Annotated in this window: 14 protein-coding genes; 6 read left to right on the plus strand and 8 right to left on the minus strand. The window is 68.8% G+C overall.

All coding sequences use genetic code 11. The features are described from left to right. Positions 1-45 precede the first annotated feature (45 nt). Positions 46-1,245 carry a Zn-dependent hydrolase gene (locus KTR66_RS13825; protein ID WP_213613332.1) on the minus strand — a complete coding sequence of 400 codons (1,200 nt, stop codon included), beginning with the start codon at positions 1,243-1,245 and terminating at the stop codon, positions 46-48. Continuing rightward, on the minus strand, positions 1,238-2,437 hold the full coding sequence (locus tag KTR66_RS13830; RefSeq protein WP_213613333.1) for a Zn-dependent hydrolase: 1,200 nt from the start codon (positions 2,435-2,437) through the stop codon (positions 1,238-1,240). Before KTR66_RS13830 ends, KTR66_RS13825 begins: the two co-directional genes overlap by 8 nt. Before the next feature lie 112 nt (positions 2,438-2,549). On the opposite strand from KTR66_RS13830, the gene KTR66_RS13835 reads away from it, so the two are divergent. From KTR66_RS13835 to KTR66_RS13860, 6 genes are all read left to right on the plus strand, one after another. Continuing rightward, complete coding sequence (locus KTR66_RS13835) at positions 2,550-4,478, plus strand: nucleoside-diphosphate sugar epimerase/dehydratase (RefSeq protein WP_213613335.1); 1,929 nt, start codon at positions 2,550-2,552, stop codon at positions 4,476-4,478. Between the two features lie 80 nt (positions 4,479-4,558). Beyond that, positions 4,559-5,713 carry a DegT/DnrJ/EryC1/StrS aminotransferase family protein gene (locus tag KTR66_RS13840; RefSeq protein WP_213613343.1) on the plus strand — a complete coding sequence of 385 codons (1,155 nt, stop codon included), beginning with the start codon at positions 4,559-4,561 and terminating at the stop codon, positions 5,711-5,713. Positions 5,714-5,813: 100 nt separating this feature from the next. Then, on the plus strand, positions 5,814-6,503 hold the full coding sequence (locus KTR66_RS13845) for a DUF1194 domain-containing protein (RefSeq protein WP_213613344.1): 690 nt from the start codon (positions 5,814-5,816) through the stop codon (positions 6,501-6,503). A gap of 31 nt (positions 6,504-6,534) precedes the next feature. Further along, entirely contained in the window at positions 6,535-7,800 is a 1,266-nt protein-coding gene (locus KTR66_RS13850) for an FkbM family methyltransferase (protein ID WP_213613346.1), read from the plus strand. After that, positions 7,797-8,870 carry a hypothetical protein gene (locus KTR66_RS13855; protein WP_213613348.1) on the plus strand — a complete coding sequence of 358 codons (1,074 nt, stop codon included), beginning with the start codon at positions 7,797-7,799 and terminating at the stop codon, positions 8,868-8,870. Before KTR66_RS13850 ends, KTR66_RS13855 begins: the two co-directional genes overlap by 4 nt. A gap of 24 nt (positions 8,871-8,894) precedes the next feature. Continuing rightward, complete coding sequence (locus KTR66_RS13860) at positions 8,895-9,491, plus strand: SIS domain-containing protein (RefSeq protein WP_213613350.1); 597 nt, start codon at positions 8,895-8,897, stop codon at positions 9,489-9,491. Between the two features lie 19 nt (positions 9,492-9,510). Here the strand turns inward: KTR66_RS13860 and KTR66_RS13865 are convergent, their stop codons facing one another. From KTR66_RS13865 to KTR66_RS24835, 6 genes are all read right to left on the minus strand, one after another. Then, positions 9,511-9,918, minus strand: coding sequence for a DUF3775 domain-containing protein (locus KTR66_RS13865; RefSeq protein WP_213613352.1), 408 nt, complete (start codon positions 9,916-9,918; stop codon positions 9,511-9,513). 66 nt (positions 9,919-9,984) lie between these two features. Next, on the minus strand, positions 9,985-10,821 hold the full coding sequence (locus KTR66_RS13870; protein WP_213613354.1) for an aldo/keto reductase: 837 nt from the start codon (positions 10,819-10,821) through the stop codon (positions 9,985-9,987). Beyond that, positions 10,818-11,849, minus strand: a complete 1,032-nt coding sequence (locus tag KTR66_RS13875) for a WD40 repeat domain-containing protein (RefSeq protein ID WP_213613356.1) — start codon at positions 11,847-11,849, stop codon at positions 10,818-10,820. Before KTR66_RS13875 ends, KTR66_RS13870 begins: the two co-directional genes overlap by 4 nt. Further along, complete coding sequence (locus tag KTR66_RS13880; RefSeq protein WP_213613358.1) at positions 11,846-12,820, minus strand: GTP-binding protein; 975 nt, start codon at positions 12,818-12,820, stop codon at positions 11,846-11,848. The genes KTR66_RS13875 and KTR66_RS13880 overlap by 4 nt, the downstream gene beginning before the upstream one ends. A 149-nt stretch (positions 12,821-12,969) precedes the next feature. Next, entirely contained in the window at positions 12,970-14,298 is a 1,329-nt protein-coding gene (locus KTR66_RS13885; protein ID WP_213613360.1) for an aspartate aminotransferase family protein, read from the minus strand. A gap of 145 nt (positions 14,299-14,443) precedes the next feature. Next, complete coding sequence (locus KTR66_RS24835; protein ID WP_305799134.1) at positions 14,444-25,222, minus strand: SdrD B-like domain-containing protein; 10,779 nt, start codon at positions 25,220-25,222, stop codon at positions 14,444-14,446. Between the last annotated feature and the right edge of the window lie 224 nt (positions 25,223-25,446).

Raw genomic sequence — 25,446 nt, forward strand, 5'->3', positions numbered from 1 at the left:
ATCGGGGTCTGGGGCCTTTCGGCCCCAGCCGCCGGAGGCCTTTTTTTACTGCTTGAGATAGCTCTCCGCCGCATCCGCCAGGATGCGCAGCGCCAGCGTCAGGTCTTCTTCCTTCGTATCCTCCGCCCAATGGTGGCTGATGCCGCCGATGGAGGGCGTGAAGAGCATCGCGGTCGGCAGGATCTTCGCCATCTGCTGCGCGTCATGGATGGCGCCGGACGGCATGGGCTGCCATTGCCCGTTGGCGTGCTTGGTGGCCGCCTGGCGCAGCGCCTCGTGCATCGCCGGGTGGGCCAGCGCCGGGGGCGAGCGGTTCAGGCATTCGACGGAGAGGGTGCAGCGGTCGCGCCGGCCCACTTCCTGGACGATGCTGTGGAGCAGGGCTTCCAGGCGGTCCATCACCTGTTCCGAGATGTCGCGGAACTGAAAGACGAGTTCGGCCTTGCCCGGGATGATATGCGGCGCGTTGGGCTCCAGCATGATGCGCCCGCAGGTCCAGACGGTGCGTTCCGAGATATGCATCGGAAAGCGTTCGTCGATGAGGCTCAGGACGCGCATGGCGGCGACGGCGGCGTCCTTCCGTTCGGCCATGGTGGTGCCGCCGGTGTGGTCCTGCTGGCCGATGATCGTGATCTTGAAGTAGCGGATGCCGACGATGCCGGTGACGACGCCGCTCCGCAGGCCGGCATTCTCGAGCTGCGTGCCCTGCTCGATATGCAGCTCGAAGAAGCCCTTGTAGCGGGACGGGTCCAGGCGCTCGCGCGGGAGGCCTTCCAGGCCGGCTTCGCGCAGCGCCTCGCGCAGCGGCTTGCCGGACATGTTGTGCTTCGCGGCGTCCATCTGGGCTTCGGTGACGTCGCCGATCAGGCTGCGGCTGCCGAGGAAGGTGCCGTAATGGCCTTCCTCATCGGCGAAGGCGACGACATCCACGGGCAGGCCGGCGCGGGCCAGGGCCAGGCCGGCGAGAACGCCGAGCGCGCCGTCGAGCCAGCCGGCCTCGTTCTGCGTCTCCAGGTGGGAGCCGACGAGGAGATGCGGCCCGGGGCCCGGATGGCGGCCGATGACATTGCCGATGCCGTCCATGCTCGGCGTCAGGCCCACCTCGCGCAGGCGGTCCATCAGCCAGTGGCGGCTTTGCATGTCTTCCGGCGTGTAGGTCGGGCGATGCACGCCGGTCTTGAACTTGCCGATCTGGCGGAGCTCGTGGAGGTCGGCGAGGAAGCGGGCGGTATCGACATCAGCCACGGAGGAAGGCCTCCGCCGCGTCCGCCAGGATGCGGATGTTGAGCGCCAGATCCTCCTCCTTCGTGTCCTCCGCCCAGTGGTGGCTGATGCCGGCGATGGAGGGGGTGAAGAGCATCGCGGCCGGCATCACGCGCGCCATGTATTGCGCGTCATGGCCCGCACCGCTCGGCATGTGCTGCCATTGGCCGTTCGCGTGCTTGGTGGCCGCGTCGGCCAGGGCCGCCTGCATCGCCGGGTCGCAGGGCGCGGGCTTGCTGCGGCTCATCACTTCCACGGTGCTGACCGTGCGCTCGGTGCGGTTCATCTCCTGCACCACGCTGCGCATGCAGCGCTCCAGGCGCTCCAGCACCTCGGTGTCGATGTCGCGGAACTGGAAGAGCACCTCGGCGCGTCCGGGGATGATGGAGGGCGCGCCGGGGTCGAGCGCGATGCGGCCGCAGGTCCAGACGGTGCGCGGACCGCAGATCATCGGGAATTCACGGTCGATGCGGGCCAGCATGCGCACAGCGGTGAGGCCGGCATCGCGGCGCTCGGCCATGGTGGTGCCGCCGGCATGGTCCTGCATGCCCTCGATGACGATGCGGAACTGCCAGATGGCGACGATGCCGGTGACGACGCCGGCGCGCAGATTCTGCGATTCGAGCTGCGTGCCCTGCTCGATATGCATCTCGAAGAAGCCCTTGTAGCGCGCAGGGTCGAGGCGTGGGCGGGGCAGGCCTTCGAGGCCCGCCTCCTTCAGCGCCTGGCGCAACGGCTTGCCGTGGTAGCGATTGGTGAGCGTGTCGATCTCGCTCTCCTCCAGCAGGCCGATGAGGCTGCGGCTGCCGATGAAGCTGCCGTAATGGCCCTCCTCATCGGCGAAGGCCACGACATCCACGGGCAGCCCGGCGCGGGCGAGGGCCACGCCGGCCATGACGCCCAGCGCGCCGTCCAGCCAGCCCGCCTGGTTCTGGCTCTCGATATGGCTGCCGACCAGCAGATGCGGCCCCGGGCCCTTGTGGCGGCCGAAGACATTGCCGATGCCGTCGATCGAGGCTTCCAGGCCGCATTCGCGCATGCGCTCCATCAGCCAATGGCGGCTTTCCATGTCCTCCGGCGAATAGGTCGGGCGGTGAACGCCGGTCTTGAACTCCCCGATCTTCCGAAGCTCGTTGAGATCCCGAAGGAAGCGGTCCGTATCCACCTGCGCCATGCTGCACCCCTGTTGCGAGGCGGGCAGGATAGGCGAGGAATTTCATGCGGCAAGCGGCGTCGGCCGGGCCGTGACCTTTGAGAGTGGGGCCGGAACGGCCTATAAGCGCCCCATGGCCAGGGCCCCCACGCGGATTTTGCTCAACCTCTCGCTGGACGCGGCGCTCGCGCTCCTGGCGCTGCCGCTTGCCCTGGCACTGGCTGGGCCGGGCTCCGTGCCGCCGGCCGGGTGGTGGGTGGCGGCCCTGCCGCTGGCGGTGCTGGCGCTGGTGCCACCGGGCTGGGCGCTCGGCCTGCCGCAGCAATATTGGCGTTATTCCGGCGTGCAGGACCTGCTGGCCGTGCTGGGCGCCTGTACCGCCGCCGCTCTGCTCTTCACGGGCACGCTTTGGGTCACGGGGCTCTGGCATTCGCCCAACCTGGCCTTCCCCGCCCTGCATGCGGTGGCGCTGACCGGGCTGCTCGGCGTGCCGCGGCTGATCGGGCGGCTGCGCACCATCCGCCGCACGGCGCTGGAGGGCGAGACGCAGCCCGTGCTGGTGGTGGGCGGGGTGGACCAGGCGGACCTTTTCATCCGCGCGCTCGCGCAGCAGCGCCAACCGGCCTATCGCGTGCAAGGCATCCTCGCCCGGCGGTCCCGCCAGGCGGGCCGGCGCATCCAGGGCCATCCCATCCTGGGAACGCTGGAGGAGACGGATGCGGTGCTGGAGCGGCTGCGCGCCGAGCAACGCCTGCCCGCCCTGCTGGTACTCGCCTCACCCGATCTGAACGGCACGGCGCTGGAGGTGGTGCTGGACGCCGCCGACCGGCATGGCGTGCCGATCCGCCGCGCCCCACAGCCCACCTCGCTCGGCCATGCGGCGCGCAGCGCAGATGAGGCGGCGCGCATCGACCTGCGCCCCGTCTCCATCGAGGAATTGCTGGACCGGCCACAGGTGCCGCTGGACCGCGAGGGCATGGCGCGGCTGGTGCAGGGCAAGCGCGTGCTGGTGACGGGCGCGGGCGGCACCATCGGCGGCGAGCTGGCGCGGCAGGTGGCGGCCCTTGGCCCTTCCATGCTCACGCTGCTCGATCACGGCGAATACGTGCTCTACGAGATCGACCTGGAGCTGTCGGAGCGCCACCCCGCCGTCCCGCGCCGCGCCATGCTGGCCGATGTGCGCGACGAGGCGCGGATGCGCCGCCTGATGGAGGAGATCAAGCCCGAGCTCGTCTTCCACGCCGCGGCGCTGAAGCATGTGCCGATGGTCGAGAACGACCCGCTGGAGGGGCTGCTGACCAACGCGCATGGCACGCGCATCGTGGCCGATTCGGCGCGAGCGGTGGGCTGCACGCTGATGGTCTTCATCTCGACCGACAAGGCGGTGAATCCGACCAGCGTGATGGGCGCCTCCAAGCGCCTCGCCGAGATGTATTGCCAGGCGCTCGACCGTGAGGCGCGGGCGAGCAGCCAGGGCATGCGTTGCATCACCGTCCGCTTCGGCAATGTGCTGGGCTCCACCGGCTCGGTCGTGCCGCTGTTCCGGCGCCAATTGGAGCGCGGCGGGCCGTTGACCGTCACCCACCCTGACATGCGCCGCTACTTCATGACGGTGCGCGAAGCGGTGGGCCTGGTGCTGCAGGCCGCCGTGGTGGGCGCCGTGGACCGCGACGACGCGCCACCTGAGCTGCGCGAAGGCGGCATCTTCGTGCTCGACATGGGCAGCCCGGTGAAGATCGTGGACCTCGCGCGGCGCATGATCCGCCTGGCCGGCCTGCGCCCGGAGGAGGATGTGGAGATCCGTTTCACCGGGCTGCGCCCCGGCGAGAAGCTCTTCGAGGAAATGTTCCACGGGCAGGAGCCGCCGCGCCCCACGCAATTCGACGGGCTGCTGGTGGCGACGCCGCGGACCGCCGATGCCGCGCTGGTCGGCCGCGCGCTGGATGAGATCGCGGCAGCCGCGCGCGGCGGGCATGGGCGCATGGCGCTGGCGCAACTGGCGCGGCTGGTGCCGGAATTCGATCACCAGGACGGCAAGGCCGCCCAGAAAAGCGGCCATTGAGACGTGGCTGACACCTTCCGTCACACGGCTTGAATCGCCGGGGGGTTGATCCTCGACGGCGGGTGGCTCACGAAGCGCGGATGACCCAGACTCCGAAGCCCATCGCCCTTTTCGACATGCAGGCGCAGCAGGCGCTGATCCGCGCCGAGCTCGATCGCCGCGTGGCGCATGTCATCTCCTCCGGCCGCTTCATCAACGGCCCGGAAGTGGCCGAGCTGGAAGCCCGCCTCGCCGCCTTCTCCGGCGTGCATGCGGTGGGCGTCTCCTCCGGCACGGATGCGCTGCAGATCGCGATGATGGCCGAGGGCATCGGCCGCGGCGATGCGGTGTTCCTGCCCGCCTTCACCTATACCGCGACGGCCGAGGTGCCGCTGGTGCTGGGTGCGACGCCCGTCTTCGTGGATGTGGATGCCGAGACCTTCAACATGGACCTCGGCGACCTGGAGCGCAGGATCGCGCTGGTCCTGGCGGAGGGCAAGCTGAAGCCGCGCGCCATCGTCGGCGTGGACCTCTTTGGCCTGCCGGCGGATTGGGACGGCATCCGCGCCATCGCGGCGAAGCATGGGATGTTCACGCTGGATGACGCGGCCCAGGCCTTCGGCGCCACACTGCACGGCAAGTCGCTCGGCCAGCACAGCGATGCGACGACCCTCAGCTTCTACCCCACCAAGACGCTGGGCTGCTACGGCGATGGCGGCGCCATCCTGACACCGTCCGAGGAGCGCGCGGCGCTGTATCGCTCGCTCCGCACTCATGGCGAGGGCGGCGGGCGCTATGAGGTGCTGCGCATCGGCATGAATGGGCGGCTGGACACGATCCAGGCGGCCATCCTGCTCTGCAAGATGGATCTCTTCGCGCAGGAGCTGAAGGATCGCGCCAAGGTGGCCGGCTGGTATGCGCAGCGCCTCGCCGGCAAGGTGGCGCTCCAGCGCGTGCCGAATGAGGCGCAATCGGCCTGGGGCCTCTACACCATCCGCTGCCGGGACGCCGCCGAGCGGACGCGGGTCCAGGATTCGCTGAAGGCGGACGGCATTCCTTTTGGCGTCTACTATCCGAAGCCGCTGCACCACCAGCCCGCCTATGCGGCGAGCCATGCGGCGGCGCTCTCGGCCGCGCCCCCGCTCGCGGTGAGCGAGGCGCTGTGCCACCAGGTCATGTCGCTGCCCATGCATCCCTATCTGGATGAGGGCGAGGTGGAGCGCGTCTGCACCGCCGTGCTGCGCGGCCTGGGCTGACCCACGCGAAAAACCGGCCCGCGCATGCAACCAGGCATTGCGTTTTGCCGGCGCGCGGCGCTTTGATGGTGTTCCTCCCCTGTGCGCGAGGTCGAACGCCATGCGTCGTCGTTCCCTGCTGGCCGCATCCGCCGCCCTGCCGTTGACGGCCCGCGCCCAGGCGCCCGAGCCGGTTGATGTGCTGCTCGTGCTGGCCGTGGATGTCAGCCGTTCCATTGACGAGGATGAGGCCCGCCTCCAGCGCGAAGGCTACCGCAACGCGGTGAGCGACCCGCGCGTGGTGGAGGTGATCCGGCGCGGGATGATCGGCGCCATCGGCCTTGCTTACGTCGAATGGGCGGGCTTCGAGTACCAGCGCCTGGTGCTGCCCTGGACGCGCATCGCCAACCAGGCGGATGCCGATGCCTGGGCCTCGGCGCTGGCCGAGGCGCCGCGCGCCTCGCTCTCCTGGACCTCCATCTCGGGCGGCATCGACTTCTCGCGCCGTGTCCTGGCCGAGGCGCCCTTCGAGGGCACGCGCCGCGTGATCGACGTCTCGGGCGATGGCGTGAACAATTCGGGGCGCCCGGCGGAACTGGCGCGCGACGAGGCGGTGGCGCAGGGCATCGTCATCAACGGCCTGCCCATCATCAATGACCGGCCGACCTTCGGCCGCATGCCGCAGATCCCGCTCGACCAGTATTTCCAGCAGAGCGTCATCGGCGGCACCGGCGCCTTCATGATCGTGGCCGAGGATTTCGACGCCTTTGGCACCGCCGTGCGCCGCAAGCTGATCCGGGAGATCGCTTGACGCCGCAGGGGTGCGCGCGGAAAAGAGCAGCATGGATCGCACCGGGACGCAGATTTCCTATGTGGAGGCCGTACGCTGGGCGTATCGCTTCCTGCTGGGGCGCGAGGCAGAGAGTGAAGCGGTGCTGGCTCACTGGGCTTCGCTGCAGGATGGGCGGCTGATCCTCAATTACTTCGTGCGCTCGTCGGAAGCCGAGTCTCACATGATGGCGGGAGCGCCGGCCTATGGCACCTGGGCGCACTCACCGCTGGGCGCATCCGCCATCCGTGCCGCCTGGCTGCTGCGCTTCAACACAACGCCGACCGACACTCAGATCCAGGCGGAGCTGGCGGCCCATGCCGATCTGCTGAGCTACCGCCGAGCCTTCCTCGCCGCGCCCGAACTGCGCGAACTGGCGGAGCAGCTTCCCTGGGGCCGGCCGGAAGCCCCCGCCACAGCGCCTGCGCCGTCCGCCCCTCCCGTGATCGCCCTGCGAGACCACACGCTGACGGTGCTGGACCGCAGCTTTCGCCTGCGCGGCGATGGGGAGGAAGGGTACTGGAATGGCTTGGTTGCAGGCCCGGTTGACCCGAGCCTGGAGCGGCTGGCCCGCCTGCTGCGGGCCGCCTTCCCGGATGGTGGCGCGGGCCGCGTGCTGGCGGATGCCGGGGCCAATATCGGCGTGACCAGCCTCGTCATGGGCGCCGCGGCACCCTACCACGCCGAACTCCTCTGCTTCGAGCCGGATGAGCGCAACCTCCCTCTGCTGCGCCACAATCTCGATGCCAATGACTTCCCGCAGGCGCGGGTGCTGGATTGCGCGCTGGCCGAGCGCGACGGCGTGGCCCGCCTGCGCTGTGGCACCCGCAACGCGGCGACGAGCGCGCTGGCCGAGGCGCATAGCCGCACCCAGACGGCCGGCGCGGTCTTCCGGCAGGTCCCGGTCCGTCGCCTCGACAGCGTCCTGGCCGAGCTCGGCATCGAGCGGCTGGACTTCCTCAAGCTCGACATCGAGGGCGGCGAGACGCCGGCCATCCTGGGCGCCAGCGAGGCCCTGGCCCGCGACCGGGCCATTGTCTTCACCGAGTTCAACACCTGGACGCAGATGACCGCCGGGGCGCGCAACCCCATGGAGGTGCTGGAGGAATGGCACGCCGCCTTCCGTCACCTGGTCGCCTTCGGGCCGGATGGACGCCCCCTGCCCATCGTGGACCATGATGGCCTGCTCTGGGTGCTGCACACCGTCCTGACCGAGCGCAACTGTGTGGATGACCTGATCCTCTGTGACGATCTCGACTGGCTGGAGCGATGGGAATGAGCAGCGTGACGGCGGAACTCACACCCGCTGTGGTGCGCTGGGCCTATCGCTTCCTGCTGGGGCGTGACCCGGAGAACGAGACGGTCGTGCAGGGCTGGTGCGACGCCACCAACCTCACCGGTCTGCGCGACGGCATCCTCACAAGCCCGGAAATGGCGGCCGTGGCGATGGCGGGCTTCGTGGAGCGTGGCCACTGGGCGGAGAGCCGCGCCACCGAGGAGGCCGCCGCGGCCTGCCTCCTGCTCGGCACGGACCGGGTGCCGGATGCGGCCGAGATCGAGGCGCTGCTGCTGCGCCACCCGAGCCTGCGAAGCCTGCGGCGCTTCCTGCTCGGTTGTCCCGCCATCGAGTCCCGCCTGCCACGCCCGGAAGGGCCGCGCAGCCGGACCATCCGCCTGCTGGGACGCGAGTTCAGCCTCAAGGGTGACAGCCGGGAGCCGGAGTTCATCGCTGCCCCCGGCCCCGCCCCCCGCCTCGCCGCCCTGCTGCGCGCGGCCTGGGTGAATGAGGGCGAGGGGCGCGTTGTCGTCGAGGCCGGTGCGGGCATCGGCGTCACCACGCTCGGCCTTGCCGCCGGCGCGCCACGGCACGCCATGATCATCGCGCATGAGGGTTCGATCCGACGCGCCGCCTCCCTCTCCGAGAACCTGGCCGATAACGGCCTGGAGCGGGTGGCCATGCGGGCTGTCGCCATGGGTTCCGTCGCCGGCATGATGGAGCGCGAGAAGCCTGCCCGGCTCGATCTGCTGCGCCTGAACGAACCGGGCGCGGCGCGTCAGGCCCCCGCCATCGCCCCCTGGCTGCGCGAGCGCGGCACGATGGCGCTCGTCCGCTTCGATCTGGCCGAGTTGCTGGCCGAGCCCGGCCCTGGCCCCCGCGAGCTGCTGGCCCAGTGCCTCGCCGCCTTCCCGCATGGCGTGGCCTTCGACGCGGCGCATGAGCCGCAGCCCATCCTGGACGAGGTGGGCCTCAACGCGGCGCTGCACCGGGCGCTGATGCGGCCGGACCGGGCCGATGAATTCCTGTTCTGCGCGGATCTCGATTGGCTGCCGCGCTACGAGGCGCCGTGAGGCGCCATCCGGAGAGCTGACCCCATGGCGGAAACGCCGACCATCCTGGGTGCGCTGCGCGCCGCCGCCGCCCTGATCGCGCGCATGGAGGCGGACGGCACCTTGCAGGCAGCCGCCAACGAGGCGGCTCATGCCTGCATCACGGCACTGCGCGCCGGCGGCAAGATCCTGATCTGCGGCAATGGCGGCAGCGCGGCGGACGCCCAGCACTGGGCGGGCGAGCTGGTCAGCCGCTTCCACTACGACCGGCCCGGGCTGCCCGCCATCGCGCTGACAACGGACAGCTCGATCCTGACCGCGATCGGCAACGACTATGGCTATGAGCGGGTCTTCGCGCGCCAGGTGGAAGCGCTGGGCCGCGCGGGCGACGTGCTGATGGGCCTCACCACCTCAGGCCGCTCGCCCAACATCCTGGCCGCGATGCGCGCGGCGCGGGAGCGCGGCATCACCACCATCGGCTTTACCGGCAACGGGCCGGGCGCGGTGGAACTGGCCGCCGTGTCGGACATCGTGATCTGCGTGCCCAGCAGCGTCACACCCTCCATCCAGGAAGGGCATGAGGTGCTGGGCCATGCGCTGTGCGCGATGATCGAGGCGGCGATGTTCCCGCGCGGGGCCTGAGGCCCCATACGGGCGCTCCTCAGCGCTCCACTTCCTCGATGGCGAGGCCGAAGGCGCCCACACCCTCGCTCAACAGGTCACCCAGGCCCTCCATGCCGGCCAGGTAGGTGCTGGCATCGCCGCGGGCATTGCGTTCCGCGGCCATCTTCAGCGCCTCCTCCCATTCCTCGGGCTCGTAGTCGCCGCGGCCGATCCAGGCGAGCGCGATGAGGGCAACCTGCTGCTCCTCGTTCAACTCGTCGATGAAGTCGGTCAGCATTTCCTCGCTGATCTCGTCCTCGTCCTCGTCTTCCTCGTCGTCATCCTCGCCGCTGAGCAGGCCCTCCTCGGCGTCCTGCACGGCATTGGCGAGGTCCACGACGGTGGCCACGATCTCCAGGCTGATGCCGAGATCGAACTCCTCGCCCTCTTCTTCGGATTGCGACATCGTTGGGGCCTCCCTCCTGCCTTCAGGCCAGCATAATGCCGCGGCGCAGCCGGCGCGACATCTGGATCACGCGTCCGGCGAATCCCAGGTCGGCGCGAAGGCGGGGTTCACGAAGCGGCGATTCTTCGGCAGGGCGGCGATGGCGGCGAGGTCGGCCTCGCTCAGCTTGAGCCGGGCCGCGGCGAGGTTCTCGGCCTGGCGGGCGGCGCTGGCCGCCTTGGGCACGGCAGCGACCAGCTTCTTCGACAGCAGCCAGGCCAGCGCCACCTGGGCCGGCGTCGCGCCATGGCGGGCCGCCATGCCGGTCAGCACCGGGTGTTCCAGCACCTCGCCCTTGCCGAGCGGCGTGTAGCTGGTCATCACGATGCCCGCCGGCTGCGTGATGTCGAGCAGGGTCTGCTGGCCGAGCATGGCGTGCTGCTCCACCTGGAGGCAGGCGATGGGCGCGATGTCCAGCGCCAAGGCCTGGCGCAGCAGCCCACTCGGAAAGTTCGAGACGCCGACGGCGCGCGCCAGCCCCTCGGCCTGGAGATGGGCGAGCGCGGTGAGCACCGATGGCAGGTTCAGCGCGGGCGATGGCCAATGGACCAGCAGCAAATCCACGTAAGGCTGGCGCAGCCGCTCCAGCGAGGCGGCGAAGGCGGCGCGGAAGGACGTGCCATCGGGCTTGTCGTGCCAGATCTTGGTGGTGAGGAAGACATCGCCGCGCGCGACACCGCTTGCCGCCATGCCGGCGCCCACCGCGTCCTCATTGCCGTACATCTCGGCGGTGTCGATGTGACGGTAGCCAAGGGCCAGCGCGCTCTCCACCGCGCCTTGGCATTCCGCGCCGCGCAGCGGCCAGGTGCCGAGGCCGAGCGCCGGCATGGTGAGGCGGGGTGTTGTCAGAAGCGGCACGCTCATCGGGCGGAGAGGTCCAGCAGGCCCACGAAGCCACTCTCGGTCCCGAAGGCGAGGTGGGATCCCGTGGGGTTCCAGGCCAGCGCCGAGACGCCGCCATGGCCCGGCGGCGCCACCGGCAGGACGCGGCCCGTGTTGATGTCGGCCAGCAGGACGAGGCCATCCTCGAAGCCGGCGGCGACCATCTCATGCACCGGGTGGCAGAGCACCCGGGTGCACATCACGCCATCGCCGCCCGCGAGTTCCGTTGGCGCCTTGCCCATCGGGCCGCCGCCGAAGAAGGGCCAGAGCACGACGGCCTCGGCCCCGCTGGTGGCAAGCCACTTGCCCTTCGTCGTGAAGGAGAGACTGTGCGTCTTGGCGGGATAGCCCGACATCCGCATGTGCTGGCCATCGGCGAGGCGCCAGCCATGCAGCGACATCTCCTGCATGGCGGTGACCACATGCCCGCCCTCGGGGTGCATGGCGATGGCGGCGTGGCTGCCCTTCCATTCGAGCGCGCGGGGCTTGTCCTCCTTCGCGTTCACGAACCAGAGGGAGGCGCCGTTGTAGTGGCTGGCCGCGATCCGTTTGCCCTTGGCGTCGAAGGTGATGCCGCCGACGGTGGAGGGATGGGCGAGCGACTTCAGAACCTCGCCCTTGGCGTCCAGCACGTGCACGGCCTTGGCGACCGAGGCGGCGCGCACGCCGCTCTCATGCGCGGCCACATGCTCCACCCACTTGCTGCCGAACTTCGCGATCTCGGTCGCGGTGCCGTCGGGGGCGATCCGCATCACCCGTCCGTCATCGCCGCCGCTCAGCGCGCCATCCTTCGCATCGGCGCAGAGCGACATGACGGCGCCCTTATGGGCTTCCACCGTCAGCCATTCGCCGGGCGAGGCGACCTGCGCCACGCGCACCGTGCCATCGCCCAGGCCCGCATGGAGCGAGCGCCCCTCGCGCCCGAAGGCGAGGCCGATGACCCAGGCGCCGAAATCCTGCGAGGTGCCGCGCTGGCCCAGCAGGAACTCGATATCGGGCGCGTCGCTCACGCCGAAGCTTCCACCTGGCAGGATTCGAAACCGCGGCGGAGTTGCGGGCGATTCAGGTCACGGCCGATGAAGACGATCTTGGACTTGCGCGGATCACCCTCCTTCCAGGGGCCGATATAATCGCCATCGGCAACCATGTGGACGGCCTGGAAGGCGAAGCGGCGATCCTCGCCCGGATAGGCGAGGATGCCCTTGGTGCGCAGCAGGTCCTGGCCCTTGGCGGCCAGCAGGTCGGTCATCCAGGTGTTGAACTTCTCGGGGTCGATCGGGCGCGAGACCTCGAAGGAGACGGAATTCACCTCGCTGTCATGCTCATGATGGTCCTCGCCCGAGAGGAAATCAGGCTCGCGCACCAGGATGCGCTCGAGGTTGAAGGCATCGCGGCCGATCACGCTCTCGATCGGCGCGTCGGATTTGGTGCTGCGGATCAGCTCCACCATCGGGTTGATGGCGCGGATACGGCGCTCGACCTCGGCCGCTTCCTCCTCGCTGACCAGGTCCATCTTGTTGAGCAGGATGAGGTCGGCGAAGGCGATCTGTTCCTCGGCCTCCTTGCTGTCCTCGAGGCGGGCCAGAAGGTGCTTGGCGTCCACCACGGTCACGATGGCGTCGAGCTTGGTGGCGCGCTTCACGTCGTCATCCACGAAGAAGGTCTGGGCGACGGGGGCAGGATCGGCAAGGCCCGTGGTCTCGACGATGATGCCGTCGAACTTCTCACGCCGCTTCATGAGGTTCGAGAGGATGCGGATCAGGTCGCCGCGGACGGTGCAGCAGATGCAGCCATTGTTCATCTCGAAGACTTCCTCGTCGGCATCCACCACGAGGTCATTGTCGACGCCCAGCTCGCCGAACTCGTTGATCACGACGGCGAATTTCTTGCCGTGCTGCTCGGTGAGGATGCGGTTCAAGAGCGTGGTCTTGCCGGCGCCGAGATAGCCGGTGAGGACGGTGACGGGAATCTGGTCGGACATGGAAGGCGGGCTCCGCGAAGGGGGGAGGTTTTCTGGGACCTATATGGGCTGGCCCGGCGGGGAAGGCCAAGGGGGCGGCCGGAACGAAAACGCCCCCGGCCTCGCGGGAGGCCGGGGGCGCGTGGCAGGGTCAGGCTGGACCGTTCGGCTCAGGCGGCTTCCTTGTGGATCGCATCCGCGAGCGTGGTGAAGATGCGGTCCACATGCGACTTCTCGATGATGAGCGGGGGGCTGAGCGCCACGATGTCGCCCGTCACGCGCACCAGCAGCCCGTCATCGAAGCAGCGGCGGAAGACGCGGTTGGCGCGTTCCGTCGGCTTGCCGGGCAGCGGCGCCAGCTCGATGCCCGCGATCAGGCCGTGGTTGCGGATGTCGATCACATTGGGGGCGGAGCGCATCGAATGCGCGGCCTCCTGCCAGTAATCCTCGATGGCGCGGACGCGGCCGGGCAGGTCCTCGCGCACATGGATGTCGATGGCGGCGAGTGCCGCGGCGGCGGCCAGCGGGTGGCCGGAATAGGTGTAGCCGTGGAAGAACTCGATGCCGGCCGCGGTGCCGCCGATGATCGTGTCATAGACCTCGTTGTTCACGGCGACGGCGCCCATGGGCACGGCGGCGTTGGTCAGCCCCTTGGCCATGGTCATGATGTCGGGCGTCACACCCAGGCGCTCAGAGCCGAAATGCGTGCCGATGCGGCCGAAGCCCGTGATCACCTCGTCGAAGATGAGCAGGATGCCGTGCTTGTCGCAGAGCTCGCGCAGGCGCTGGAGGTAGCCCACGGGCGGCACCAGCACGCCGGTGGAGCCGGCCAGCGGCTCCACCATCACGGCGGCGATGGTATCGCCATGCAGCGCCACCAGGCGCTCCAGCTCATCGGCCAGATGCGCGCCATGGGCGGGCAGGCCGCGGGAGAAGGCGTTCTGCTCGGGCAGGTGGGTGTGCGGCAGGTGGTCCACATAGGGGAGCATGGCGCCGAACTGCTTGCGGTTGGGGCCGATGCCGCCCACCGACATGCCGCCGAAGCCGACGCCGTGATAGCCGCGCTCACGCCCCACGAGGCGCACGCGCTGCGCCTGGCCGCGGGCGCGCTGATAGGCGAGCGCGATCTTCAGCGCGGTGTCCGCGCTTTCGCTGCCGGAATTGGTGAAGAAGACGCGGTCCAGCCCCTCGGGCGTCATCTCCGCCACGCGGGCCGCGGCCTCGAAGGCGATGGGGTGGCCGAGCTGGAAGGTGGGCGCGAAGTCGAGGATGGCGGCCTGCTTCTGGATCGCCTCGGTGATCTCGCGGCGGCCATGCCCCGCATTGCAGCACCAGAGGCCGGCCGTGCCGTCCAGGATCTCGCGGCCCTCGGGCGTGAAGTAGAGCATGCCCTCGGCCCGGGCGAGCAGGCGCGGGGTATCCTTGAAATACTTGTTGTCCGAATAGGGCATCCAGAAGGCGTCGAGGTTGTTCGGACGCGGGACGCTGATCTCATTCATGGCGGCAGGCTCCTGGAGCGGATCGGATACCGGCCATACTGCGCCAAGGGGGCCGTCCGGGCCAGATATCCCGCCGCCGAAATCGCCGTGAATTGCCGATGGCCGGCCCCACCGCAGGGCATGGCTGCCCCGCGGTGGACCGTGGTCAAAGCACGAAGTCGGTGTTCACCAGCACATGCAGGCCGGTCAGGATGATGACCGCCTCCGCCGCGCCGCCATTGCCCTGATCGATCTCGATGCGCGTATCGGTGCCCGATTGCGACTGGCGGATGGAGCCCTGGCCGCCGCCCAGGAAGGCGTTGCCCGCCACCAGGGTGAAAGCCTGGTCGCCCGCCAGGGTCAGGTTGGCGTCGATGGCCGACAGGTCGATGACATCGCCCTCGGCCCAGGCGAAATCCGCCACCCGGTCCGGGCTGGCCGCTGCGCTTTCACTGAGCGTGGCCCAGGTGAAGCGGTCCGCGCCCGTGCCGCCGGTCAGCGAGTCCTGCCCGGCGCCGCCGGCCAGCGTGTCATTGCCGCCACCACCGGAAAGGGTGTCATTGCCCGCCGCGCCATCCAGGCGGTTTGCGCCGCCATCGCCGGTCAAGCGGTCATTGAAGCCGCCGCCCAGCAGGTTCTCGATCCCCGCATAGGTGTCGCCATTGGCGATGCCCTGCGTGCCGGCGCCCGTGGCGAGATTGGCGGTGACGGCGCCGGTCGCGTCCTGGAAGCTCGCCGTGTCATTGCCAGCGCCACCGTCCAGCGCGTCCGCGCCGGCGCCGCCGACCAGCAGGTCATCGCCGAGCTGGCCCTCCAGCGTGTCGTTGCCGGCGAGGCCGGTCAGCGTATCGTTGCCCTGCAGACCCTCGATCAGGTCGTGGCCCGCGGTGCCGGTCAGGTTGTCATGACCGACGCCACCCTGGATGGGTGCACGCTCCACCGGCAGCGGCGCCACCGGCGTGCCGGGCACGAAGGTGATGCCAGGGAAGGGACCGGCCGGATTGGTATAGGGGTAGTGGCTGTTGATGATGATGGCGTTGTCGGTGTCGAAATAGAGCACCGTCTGGCCATTGACGGCCTGGACCGCAGTGAAGCCGGAATACCCGTAGATGGTGAGCGTGTCGCCCTGGCTTGGGTTGAAGCCGTCGAAGCGGTCCACACCGTCGCCACGCTGGTAGATGAAGTTGTCGGCGCCGCCGCCGCCATTCACCTGGTCGCCGACGACGAGGCCGGTGATGACACCGGCGACCAGCCGCGCCTTGCCGCTGTCCGTGCCGCCACCGATGGTGTCGTTGTTGTCGCCGCCGTCGATGATGTCGTTGCCGCTGCCGCCGAGGACGATGTCGTTGCCCTCATTGCCGACGATCGTGTCGTCGCCGCTGCCGCCGAGCACGGTGTCATCGCCGCGCTCACCCTGCATGTTGTCGTTGCCGGCGCCGCCCTCTTCCCAGTCATTGCCGTCGCCGCCCTCGACGACGTCGTTGCCGTCGCCGCCATAGATGACGTCATTGCCCTCATTGGCGTGAAGGTTGTCGTTGCCGCGGCCGCCCTGGATCTTGTCGTCGCCGGCATGGCCGATGATGGCGTCGTCGCCGTCATTGCCCTGCAGGCAGTCATTGCCGGCGAGGCCGTGGATCTGGTCGTTGCCGCCCAGGCCATCCACATGGTCCGAGCCCGTGGTGCCGACGAAGCCGTCATTGCCCGGGGTCAGCAGGGTGGTCGGCAGGTCGCAGGCGCCGACGACGTTGGGGATGAAGCCGGCATCCACAGTCGTTACGTTTTGCCCCTGGACCAGGGTGATGGTGCCGGTGCGGCCACCCGCGCCCGCGTCGCTGTCGCTCACGTCACTGCCGATGTCGCGCAGCGTGGGCGTGGTGCCGGGGGGCGTCACGAACTCGACGCTGTAGCTCCCCGGGCGGAGGTTGCCGAAATTGTAGAAGCCGCCGGCATCGGTGGTCGTCGTGGCGATCACGGCGCCGCCGGTATCAAGCAGGCGGACGGTGGCGCCGGCGATGCCGGGCTCCTCGCTGTCCTGCTGGCCGTCCCGGTCGAGATCGGCCCAGACGCGGTCACCGATCGAGCCGGCAAGCAGCAGCCCGGCGTCGCGGGTGTTGTTCGTCTGGCCCGAGGTGAGCGTGATCTGGCTCGTCCGCCCGTTGTTGATCTGGGCATCGCTGTCCAGCGCATCATTTCCGGCATCGCGCGTGGTGAAGACCGTGCCGCCGGGCGCCACGAAGGTCACGCTGTAGGTGCCGGGAAGCAGGTTGGCGAAGCTGTAGGCGCCGCTGGTGCTGGTCACCGTGGTCGCGATGACCGTGCCGGTCGCGTCGAGCAGCCGCACCGTGACGCCGCGGGCATCGGCCTCGCCGCTGTCTTGCAGGCCGTTGCCATTGCTGTCCATCCAGACGCGATCGCCAATGGCGACGCGCTGGAAGAGGCCGGCATCCAGATCCGTCCGGGCATCGCCCGAGAAGATCATGGTGGGCGCGATCACGCCCGCCGCCGTCGCGTCACTGTCCGTGGCGTCATTGCCGCCCTGGTCAATCGGCGAGGTTTCGTAGCCGCTGGGGGCCACCACGCGCACCCCATACTGGCCCGGGGCCAGGTCGCCGAAGCTGTAGAGGCCGCTGGCATTGGTGGTGGTGGTGGCGATCTCCGTCACGCCATCGGCCGCGAGCAGCCGGACCGAGACGCCGGACAGGCCAGCCTCGCCCGGATCCTGCACGCCATTGGCGTTCAGGTCGTGCCAGACGCGGTCGCCCAGCGTGGCGGGGACATAGACGCCCGCATCCACGTCGCGCGTCGTCGTCGCCGGGACCACGGCGACGAGGCCGGTGATGCCGCTCGTCGCGTTCGGATCGCTGTCGATCGTATCGTTGCCGCCCTGGTCCTGCAGGGTGAGCTTGAGGCCGGAGGGCATGACGAACTGCACGCGGTAGTTGCCGGCCACCACCTCGTCGAAGAGGTATTCACCGCTGGCATTGGTGGTGGTGGTGCGGCCGGTCGGCGTGCCGTCGGCGCTCAGCAGGTTGACGGTGATGCCGGCGCGCGAGGCCTCGCCGGATTCCTCGAGGCCATCGCCGTCGCGGTCCACCCAGACGCGGCCGGTGAGGGCGCCGAGTTCGACGATCGCGGCATCCACGCTGTCATCATTTTCGCCGGATTCCAGGCTGATGATGCCGGTGCGGCCGGTGGTTGGGTTGGCGTCGCTGTCACGCGCGTCATTCCCGCCCAGATCCTGCTTGCCAATGGCGCGGTTGAGCGGCGCCACGAACTCGACACGGTAGTCGCCGGGGGCGAGATTGGTGAAGCTGTAGGCGCCCGCCGCATCGGTGGTGGTGGTCAGGCCCGTCGGCGTGCCGTCGGCGCGCAGCAGGCGCACCGTGACATTGGCCACGCCCAGCTCGCCGGCATCCTGGTCACCGTCATTGTTGGTGTCGAGCCAGACGAAATTGCCGATGGAGCCGGTGCGGTAGAGGCCGCCATCCACGGTGTTCTCCACCTCGCCGGAGACGAGGTTCACCACATCGGTGCGGCCATTGGCGGCGATGTCGCTGTCGCTGCCATCGGCGCCGCTGTCCTTCAGCGTCGGGAAATAGCCGGGGCGGGTGATCTCCACGCGGTAGTCGCCCGGGGCGAGCTGCGTGAAATTGTAGCCGCCGGTGGCATCCGTCGTGATCGGCAGGACGCCGGCGACGGGCGTGCCATCGGCGTTCAGCAGGCGGACCGTGGCGCCGGCCAGGCCCAGTTCGCCCGGATCCTGCTGGCCATTGCCGTTCATGTCCTCGAAGACCCGGTCACCGATCGAGGCCGGGCGATAGACACCGCCATCCAGCGAGTAGTCCTCGCCACCCGAAAGCAGCGTGACCGTCTCGGTCTTGCCGGTGGTGACGTTCGCGTCGCTGTCCAACGCGTTGTTCAGGCCGATATTGGCCTTGGTGAAGGGCGTGCCGGCATTGGGCGTGAACTGCACGGAGTAGGTGCCGGGGCGCAGATCGTCGAAGAGGTAGTTGCCGTTCGCATCCGTGACCGTGGTGCGGCCCGTCGGATTGCCCGAGGCATCCAGCAGGGCCACGACGCGGCCGGCGATGCCGCCCTCGCCAGGGCCGCCCTGCAGGCCATCCCCGTTCACATCCTCGAAGAGCGTGCCGCCGAGCTTGGCGCCCTTGAAGAAGCCCGCATCCAGCCGCGCCTCGTTCTGGTCGCTCACCAGGGTGAAGGCGTCGCTGCGGCCGGTGCCGTTCACGTCGCTGTCGGTCGCCTCATTGGCGTTGGCGCCGGCATTCTGCGTGGAAGCGGTGAAGCCCGCGGGCAGGACCTGGACGGAGTAGCTGCCGGGGATCAGCCCGGTGAACTGGTAGAAGCCATCCGCCCCGGTCGTGGTGGTGGCGATGACATTGTTGCTGCCGTCCAGCAGCTGCACGGTCGCGCCGACGATGCCCGTCGCGCCGTCATTCTGCAGCCCGTCGGCGTTCATGTCCTCCCAGACGCGGTCGCCGATGGTGGCGAGCTTGTAGAAGCCGCCATCCACGTTGCGGACATTGTCGCCGCTGGCCAGCGTGTAGACGGGCGTGATGCCGGAGCCCTGCGCCGCGTCGCTGTCCGTGGTGTCGGGACCGGTGTTGTCCAGCGTGCGCTTGAAGCCGCCGCTCTCGTCGAAGCGGACGCGATAGCTGCCGGGGATCAGACCATCGAAGAGGTAGGAGCCATCGCCCGCCGTCACCGCCGTGCGGCCGGTGGGGGTGCCATCGCCATTCAGCAGCGTGACGGTGATGCCGGCCAGCACCGTGTCGCCCACATTGCGCTGGCCGTTGCCGTTCACGTCGGTGAAGGCGATGCCGCCGAGCGAGGCGCGGACGACCTGGACCGCCTCGTTCTCGCTCACCGTGACGGGCGAGGAGCCGGGGGCCACCGCATAGGGGTTCACCGGCACGGAGGAGACGACCTGGCCGGAATTGTCCAGCACCTTGCCCGCCGTGTTGCCCGCGATGTCGGCCACCTTGGCCACCACGCGGAACACCACCTGGTCATTGGCGGTGACGGCATTGTCGAAGGCGTTGTGAATGTCGCCCAGGTTGAAGGAGAGCGTGCGCGTGCCGGCATCATAGGTGCCGGCGCTGCCGATGCTCAGCGCCGAGCCGGTGATGCCGCCGAGCGAGACCAGCTCGCTGCTGACGAGGTCGAGACCCGTGGGCAGCACGTCCCGCAGCACGATGCGCTGCGAGCCCTCGCCCAGCGTGGCGGTGACCAGGAAGGTCGCCTCCTCGCCGATGCCGACCGCATTGCCGACCGTCGCACCGAGCGAGGTGGAGACCAGCGTCTTCACCACCGTGTTCACGATGTCGGTCGTCAGCACCGCCGGATCGGTCTCGGTGACCGAGACGCCGAGCACGGGGGCGGAGCTGTAGGTGACGCTCGCCGTGTTCGTGATGGCCTGGCCATCCACGATGTTGCCGGCCAGGCGCGCCTGATAGGTGATGGTGACGGGGGCCGCGCTCAGCAGGAACTGGTTGAGCGTGAAGTCGATATTGCCGCCCGTCTCGGTGACCGTTCCGGCCGTGGCCGTGGCGGTGCCCGCCACCAGCGTGATGCCGGCCGGGATGATGTCGGAGAGGTTCACCAGGTAGGCGGGCGAGGTGCTGCCGGGCGCGTGGCTCAGCGTGATCTGGTAGGTGACCAGATCCCCCGCATCGCCGCCCTGGCCCGCGATCACGTCCTTGGCGATGACGAGGTCGGGGCGGACGATGTCGATCGCCGCGGGGTCGGTGGCGGTGCCGAGGCCCGGCTTGCCGCCGCCCGGCGCGAAGGTCTCCACGCGGCCCGTGTTGGTGAGCGTGCTGCCGCCGGTCGCCGTCGTCGCGACGCGGGCATTGACCAGGATGGTGACGGTATCGCCCGCATCCGTGTCATTGTCGCCGATGTTGACGATGGTGCCGAAGTCGAAGGTATAGGCGCCACCCGAAACGGAGGTGGCGGCCGAGCCCACGCTGAGCGAGGAGCCGCTGATGGTGGAGCCGATGCTCTCGACCGAGGCATTCAGGAAGGTCAGGCCGGTCGGCAGGCTGTCGGTGACGACGAGGCGCTGCGTGCCCTCGCCCACCGTGACGGTGAGGCGATAGGTGACCGTCTCGCCCGGCGCGGCGTCCGGATTGCCCGCATTGACGAAGCCCGAGCCGGTATTGGCGTCACCGGTCGCGATCACCGACTTGTCGATGGTCGGCGCCAGCACGACGGTGCGGCTCTCGGTGTCCTGGATGTTGTAGCTGCGGCTGGCGAGATCCTCGGCCGCCGTCGGGTTGAGCGGATCGACCGGATCGGCCGGGTTGGTGTCGTAGGTCAGGCGGGCGGTGTTCGCCAGCACCTGGCCGGGCGTCACCGTATCGAGCGCGCGGGCCTGGTAGGTGATGGTGATCGTGGGCGCGCCCAGCGCGTAGAAATCCGTGCTCCAGGAAATGGCGTTGCCGACATTGCTGAGGATGCCGGCGGAGGTCGCCAGCGTGCCGGCGACGAGGACCATGCCCGTCGGGATCAGGTCGGTCAGCGCCAGGTCAAAGGCTGGCGCGTCCGAGTTCGCGTCGTGGCGGATGGTGATGCTGTAGTTCACCAGCGCGCCCGCATCGAGCGGCTGGCCGGGGGTGGCGAGCGTCGAGGATTTGTCGATGACGAGCAGCGGCTCGACCACATCCACATCCACGGTGGACATGTTGCTGGTGCTGGTGGGCGTCGTGCCGGAGATGCCGGTCTGTGCGCTGGCGGAGTTGGAGAGCAGGTCACGGTCGCCATTGGCGGCCACGTCGGTGACGATGGCCTTCAGGCGGATCACGATCACCTCGGCATCGGTATTCCCGTTGACGAGCGTGTTGCGGACATTGCCGAAGTTCAGCGTCCAGGTGTCGTTGCTGCTGTTGTTGCCGACATTGGACGAGGTGATGGTGGGCGCGCCGATCACGCCGCCCGAATAGGTGGTGAGCGCGGAGCCGACCGAGACCACCTCGATGGAGCCGGGGATGAGCTGGAGATAGCCATTGCGGCTGCCCGTCGCATCCTCCAGCGCATCGATGATGCGCAGGTTGGGGCTGTCGCCCTCGGGCAGGCGGACGCGGATCTCGTAGGTCACCTCCTCGCCGATGGCGAGGTCGGGCTTGCCCGCATCATGCCGATCGCTCGGGATGATCCCCTCGGCGGCGGGCCCGCGGGTATCGATGAGCGAGGTGGCGATGATGGTCTTGGTGACCGTGGGCGCCACGATGGTGACGTTCTTGGTGGAGGAGCTGTCGACCACCCGGTCATCCGGCGCCACATTGTCCATGGAGGAGCCCGACGCGGTGGCGGTGTTGGCCAGCACCTCGCCGGCATTGGCGTCGGCATCCACCTTCACGGCGAAGGTGACGGTGACCGTCTCGCCCGGGTCGAGATATTCGACCAGGAAGTCGACATCCTGCAGGTTCGCGGCGGTGACGTCGGTGATGACGCGGCCGGCGGGGCCGCTGATGGTCACATTGCCCTGGACGGTCGCGTCCTGCAGCACGTCGGTCAGCGCATCCTTGATGCTGACGTCCCAGGCGCGGGCGGTGAAGTCGTTGGTGGCGGAGCCGGCGGCCGGCCTGTTGGGGTTGGTGACGGTGATCGTGTAGTTGATCGTGTCGTGTGCGTCGGCCGTGCTGGTGGGCGAGGTCTTGCTGATGGTGACGTTGGGCGCCACCACCTCGACCTGCGACGTCGCCGTGGTCTCGTTGCGGCCGCTGCCGTTCGGATTGGCGGCGCTGACCTTCACCGTGTTGGTCAGCACGTCGCCGCGCTGATTGAGGAAGGCGGCGAGGGCGTCCACCGAGTTCTTGACGCGGGCATCCACCTCCATCGTCACGGTCGCGGCCTGGGTGCCGGTCGTGTTGGCCGTGTTCAGGACGTCGCCGAATTCGAAGGTGGCGCGGTCATTTCCGTTGATGCCGTCGCTGTCGGAGAGGGTGATGGTGGGCGTCGTGTCGAAGACGCTGCCGCCGCCAAGGCCGGTCACGCCCACGAAGCGCGCGGCCAGCATCTCCATCACGCCGCCGCCAGCGGCGTTGCTGGTGGGCAGCCAGTCTTCCACGCGGAAATCGGTCATCCGGCCTTCCGGCACGGTGACGGTGATGACGTAGGTGACCGTCTCGCCGATGGTCACGTCGTCCAGCGCGTCATTGCCGGCGAGCTTGCCGGTGTGGCTCTCGCTGGTGGAGAGCACGGCCTTGATGGGCGTGGGCGCCTGGGTGGTGACCACGGCCGTGTCGGTGAGCGTGCCGCCGGGCGCATAGGGCGTGCGGTCAATGCCGCCTTCCATCGCGGCGAAGTGCTCGATCGTGGCGGTGTTGGTGAGGTTCGCGCCGAAGGCGGCGACATTGTCCACCAGCTCGAGGTCGTAGGTGATGACGACGATGTTGTCGCCGCTGGTCGCGTGGAAGGCGCCGATGCTGCCGCTGTTCGTCGCGTCATCCAGGCGCAGGCCGCCCGCCGTGTCGAACAGGCCACCACCGACCAGGGTGTAGGTCAGCACATTGCCCGCGCCATCGGTGACGCGCAGGTTGAGGCCGCCGGCCGGGATCTCGAAACCCGGCGGCAGCGTGTCATGGATCAGGACGTCGAAGGCGCCCTTCAGGGAGGAGCCGGTATTCTCGACGACGATGGCGAAGGAGACGCGGTCGCCCGCATCCGCGCCGCGCAGATTGGCGTCGATCGGCGCGATGTCGAGATTGTTGCTGTTGATCACGCCGCTGAAGCGGTTGCCCGCGCTGCCCGGCGCGGTGAAGGTGACGGGGCCGACGGAGCCCGTGGTGGTCGCCGCCGCGTTCGTGTCGGCGATCACGCCCTTCTTGATGTTCAGCTCGGGCTCACCCAGCACGAACTGGACGATGGCGTTGTCCTGGAACTCCTTGCCGAAGCTGTTGGTCTCGGTGCTGGTGACCTGGTTGGTCAGCAGCAGCCCGTCACCGAATTCCTCATCGCCCACCACGACGGTGAACAGCAGATCAATGGTCGAGGACGGATTGCCCGGCGCGACTGCGTCGCCGAAGTCGAAGGTCAGCGAGTTGCTGGCGCTGTCATAGCTGATGCTGGGCAGCGTGGTCGGATCGCCCGAGCTGTCATAGGTGGCGCCCGGGCCCCACTTGGCGGCATTCACGCCCGGCGTCGCGCCATCCACAAGGTCGGCGAAGGTCATGCCGGAAATGGCCTTGAGCACCGGCAGCGGCAGGTAGTCGCGCAGCTGCACGTCATGCGCGCCGGTCAGCGGCATGTCGAGCTTGAGGCGGAAGGTGATCTGATCGCCGGCGGAGACGGGGCCCGGCGTGAAGGCGGTGTTGCCGTTGATGGCGTAGATGGATTTGGAGACCTCGCTCACGGGCAGCGAGACGCCGGCGCCGCTCACATCGGCCTTGTAGTTGTCGTGCTCATCCACGACGCCGCCGAAGTCGATGCCGTTGGAGAGCGGGTCGCCCTGGTCCACCAGCGGTTCGTTCGAGGGGGCGGGCGCGGTCGAGATGTAGCTCTGCTCGATCGTGCTCTGGAACTTCACCAGGACGGTGGCCTGGTTCTCGATGCCGCCGGGGCGGCCGTTCAGCACATCATCGATGCCGCGGTCCCGCATTTCCTGCGAAACGTTGAAGGTGATGGTCGAGATGCCCGTCGCGGCGTCGCGCACCACGTTGATGTTGGCGGCGGCGATGACGCCGCTGAACAGCGTGGCGCCGCCCTCGCGCATGGTGATGGTGACGGGCTTCGTCGCATCGAAGACCTGGCCGTCACCGAGTTTGTCGATGAGGACGAGGTCGTCCATGTTGAAGTAGTTGGAGACCTGGCCGTCCAGCGTCCATTCCAGGTTCTCGCCGGCCTTGAGCGTCGTGACGGGCGCGACCGACTTCTGCACGGCGATGGACTTCGCCGTGATGATGTCCTCGGGCCCCACGGGGTTGATTGCGAAGACCTGGATCGGGTCCCGCGCGTCCGTCGGATCCCAGGTGGCGTCGAGGCGGGCGTTGTTCTCCAGCACGCGGAAGGCGCCGGTCACCGGGTCGAGCACGGGCGTCACGCCGTCGCGCAGGAATTCGGGGACGTAGAACTCGATCTTCAGCGTGGGCACGCCGCCGACGCCGCCGGTGTAGCTGCCGGTGAAGTCGGCGCGGACCTCGCCCGTCGCGTTGTCGAAGAAGGTGGTGCCCGTGCCGTTCACGATGGAGACGGACTTGATGAAGGTGCCGTCCGGCATGGTGTCATGCAGCGTCAGGCCGGTCATGGTCTGGCCATCGGCGATCAGCGCCTTCACCAGCCATTCGCGCGGATAGGAGGGGCCGGTCGCCGTCTCCTGCTCGGGGCCGACATAATCCACGTCCAGCGCGATGACGGTGGGGTTGATGGCGAGGTTGGCGCTGGGGCCGAAGACGGGCGAATCGGTGGTGGGGTTCACCAGCGGGTCGAGGCCATAGGCGAAGCCGCCGCTGGCCTGGAGGTTGAGCGGCGTGCCGAGATCGGCCGAGCTCGAAACCTGAAGCTTCACCTCGACGTCGGCGGCGGTCTGGTCGGGCGTGAAGCTGCCGAAAGGCAGGCGCAGGACGACGAGCGTTTCGCCCGGCGTGCCGGTGATGGTGAGGGGGTTGCCCGCCGCGTCCTTGCTGAACGGGTGTGTGACAGAGCCGCTCGGCGGGAATTCGATGACCCATTGTTCGAGCGCGGCGCCGAGATAGGTGGCCCCCTGGAAGATCACGCCGTCATTGGACGTCAGGCCCGTGCTGCCGAAGCCGGCCCCATCGGCGCCGTTCGTCGGCAGGACAAGGTTGATGTAGGGCGAGTAGCCGACGTTGGAGCCAGGCGCGCCATCCGGGACGTTGTCAAAGCGGAGCGTGAGCGTCTGCAGCCCACCGATCGGGGCGTTCAACGTGGAGCCGGCGAGGAACGAGACGATCGGGCGCGCTGACATGGCTTTTGCCTCCGAACAGGGTGCCGCGGGGGCGGCAATGGACTCCTGTTAAGAGGATTTTTACAGTTTTTGAGATTGGCCGTCAACCTTCCAATGAATGAATCTGTCCATGAGACGGATTTTTGAGACGGCTTCGCGCGCCACCTCAGAATCCTCCTTGAAGTCTCAGAATAAAGGTATTTTCCTTTGTCAGGACATGGCCTGCCAGGCCCTTCATTCGCCTG

The sequence above is a fragment of the Roseococcus sp. SDR genome (assembly GCF_019083995.1).
Lineage (GTDB): Bacteria > Pseudomonadota > Alphaproteobacteria > Acetobacterales > Acetobacteraceae > Roseococcus.

Excerpts from the sequence above, each read along its gene's own strand:
- KTR66_RS13830 (WP_213613333.1), bottom strand. The coding sequence starts at position 2,437 with ATGGCGCAGGTGGATACGGACCGCTTCCTTCGGGATCTCAACGAGCTT.
- KTR66_RS13835 (WP_213613335.1), top strand. The coding sequence starts at position 2,550 with ATGGCCAGGGCCCCCACGCGGATTTTGCTCAACCTCTCGCTGGACGCG.
- KTR66_RS13840 (WP_213613343.1), top strand. The coding sequence starts at position 4,559 with ATGACCCAGACTCCGAAGCCCATCGCCCTTTTCGACATGCAGGCGCAG.
- KTR66_RS13845 (WP_213613344.1), top strand. The coding sequence starts at position 5,814 with ATGCGTCGTCGTTCCCTGCTGGCCGCATCCGCCGCCCTGCCGTTGACG.
- KTR66_RS13850 (WP_213613346.1), top strand. The coding sequence starts at position 6,535 with ATGGATCGCACCGGGACGCAGATTTCCTATGTGGAGGCCGTACGCTGG.
- KTR66_RS13855 (WP_213613348.1), top strand. The coding sequence starts at position 7,797 with ATGAGCAGCGTGACGGCGGAACTCACACCCGCTGTGGTGCGCTGGGCC.
- KTR66_RS13860 (WP_213613350.1), top strand. The coding sequence starts at position 8,895 with ATGGCGGAAACGCCGACCATCCTGGGTGCGCTGCGCGCCGCCGCCGCC.
- KTR66_RS13865 (WP_213613352.1), bottom strand. The coding sequence starts at position 9,918 with ATGTCGCAATCCGAAGAAGAGGGCGAGGAGTTCGATCTCGGCATCAGC.
- KTR66_RS13870 (WP_213613354.1), bottom strand. The coding sequence starts at position 10,821 with ATGAGCGTGCCGCTTCTGACAACACCCCGCCTCACCATGCCGGCGCTC.
- KTR66_RS13880 (WP_213613358.1), bottom strand. The coding sequence starts at position 12,820 with ATGTCCGACCAGATTCCCGTCACCGTCCTCACCGGCTATCTCGGCGCC.
- KTR66_RS13885 (WP_213613360.1), bottom strand. The coding sequence starts at position 14,298 with ATGAATGAGATCAGCGTCCCGCGTCCGAACAACCTCGACGCCTTCTGG.
- KTR66_RS24835 (WP_305799134.1), bottom strand. The coding sequence starts at position 25,222 with ATGTCAGCGCGCCCGATCGTCTCGTTCCTCGCCGGCTCCACGTTGAAC.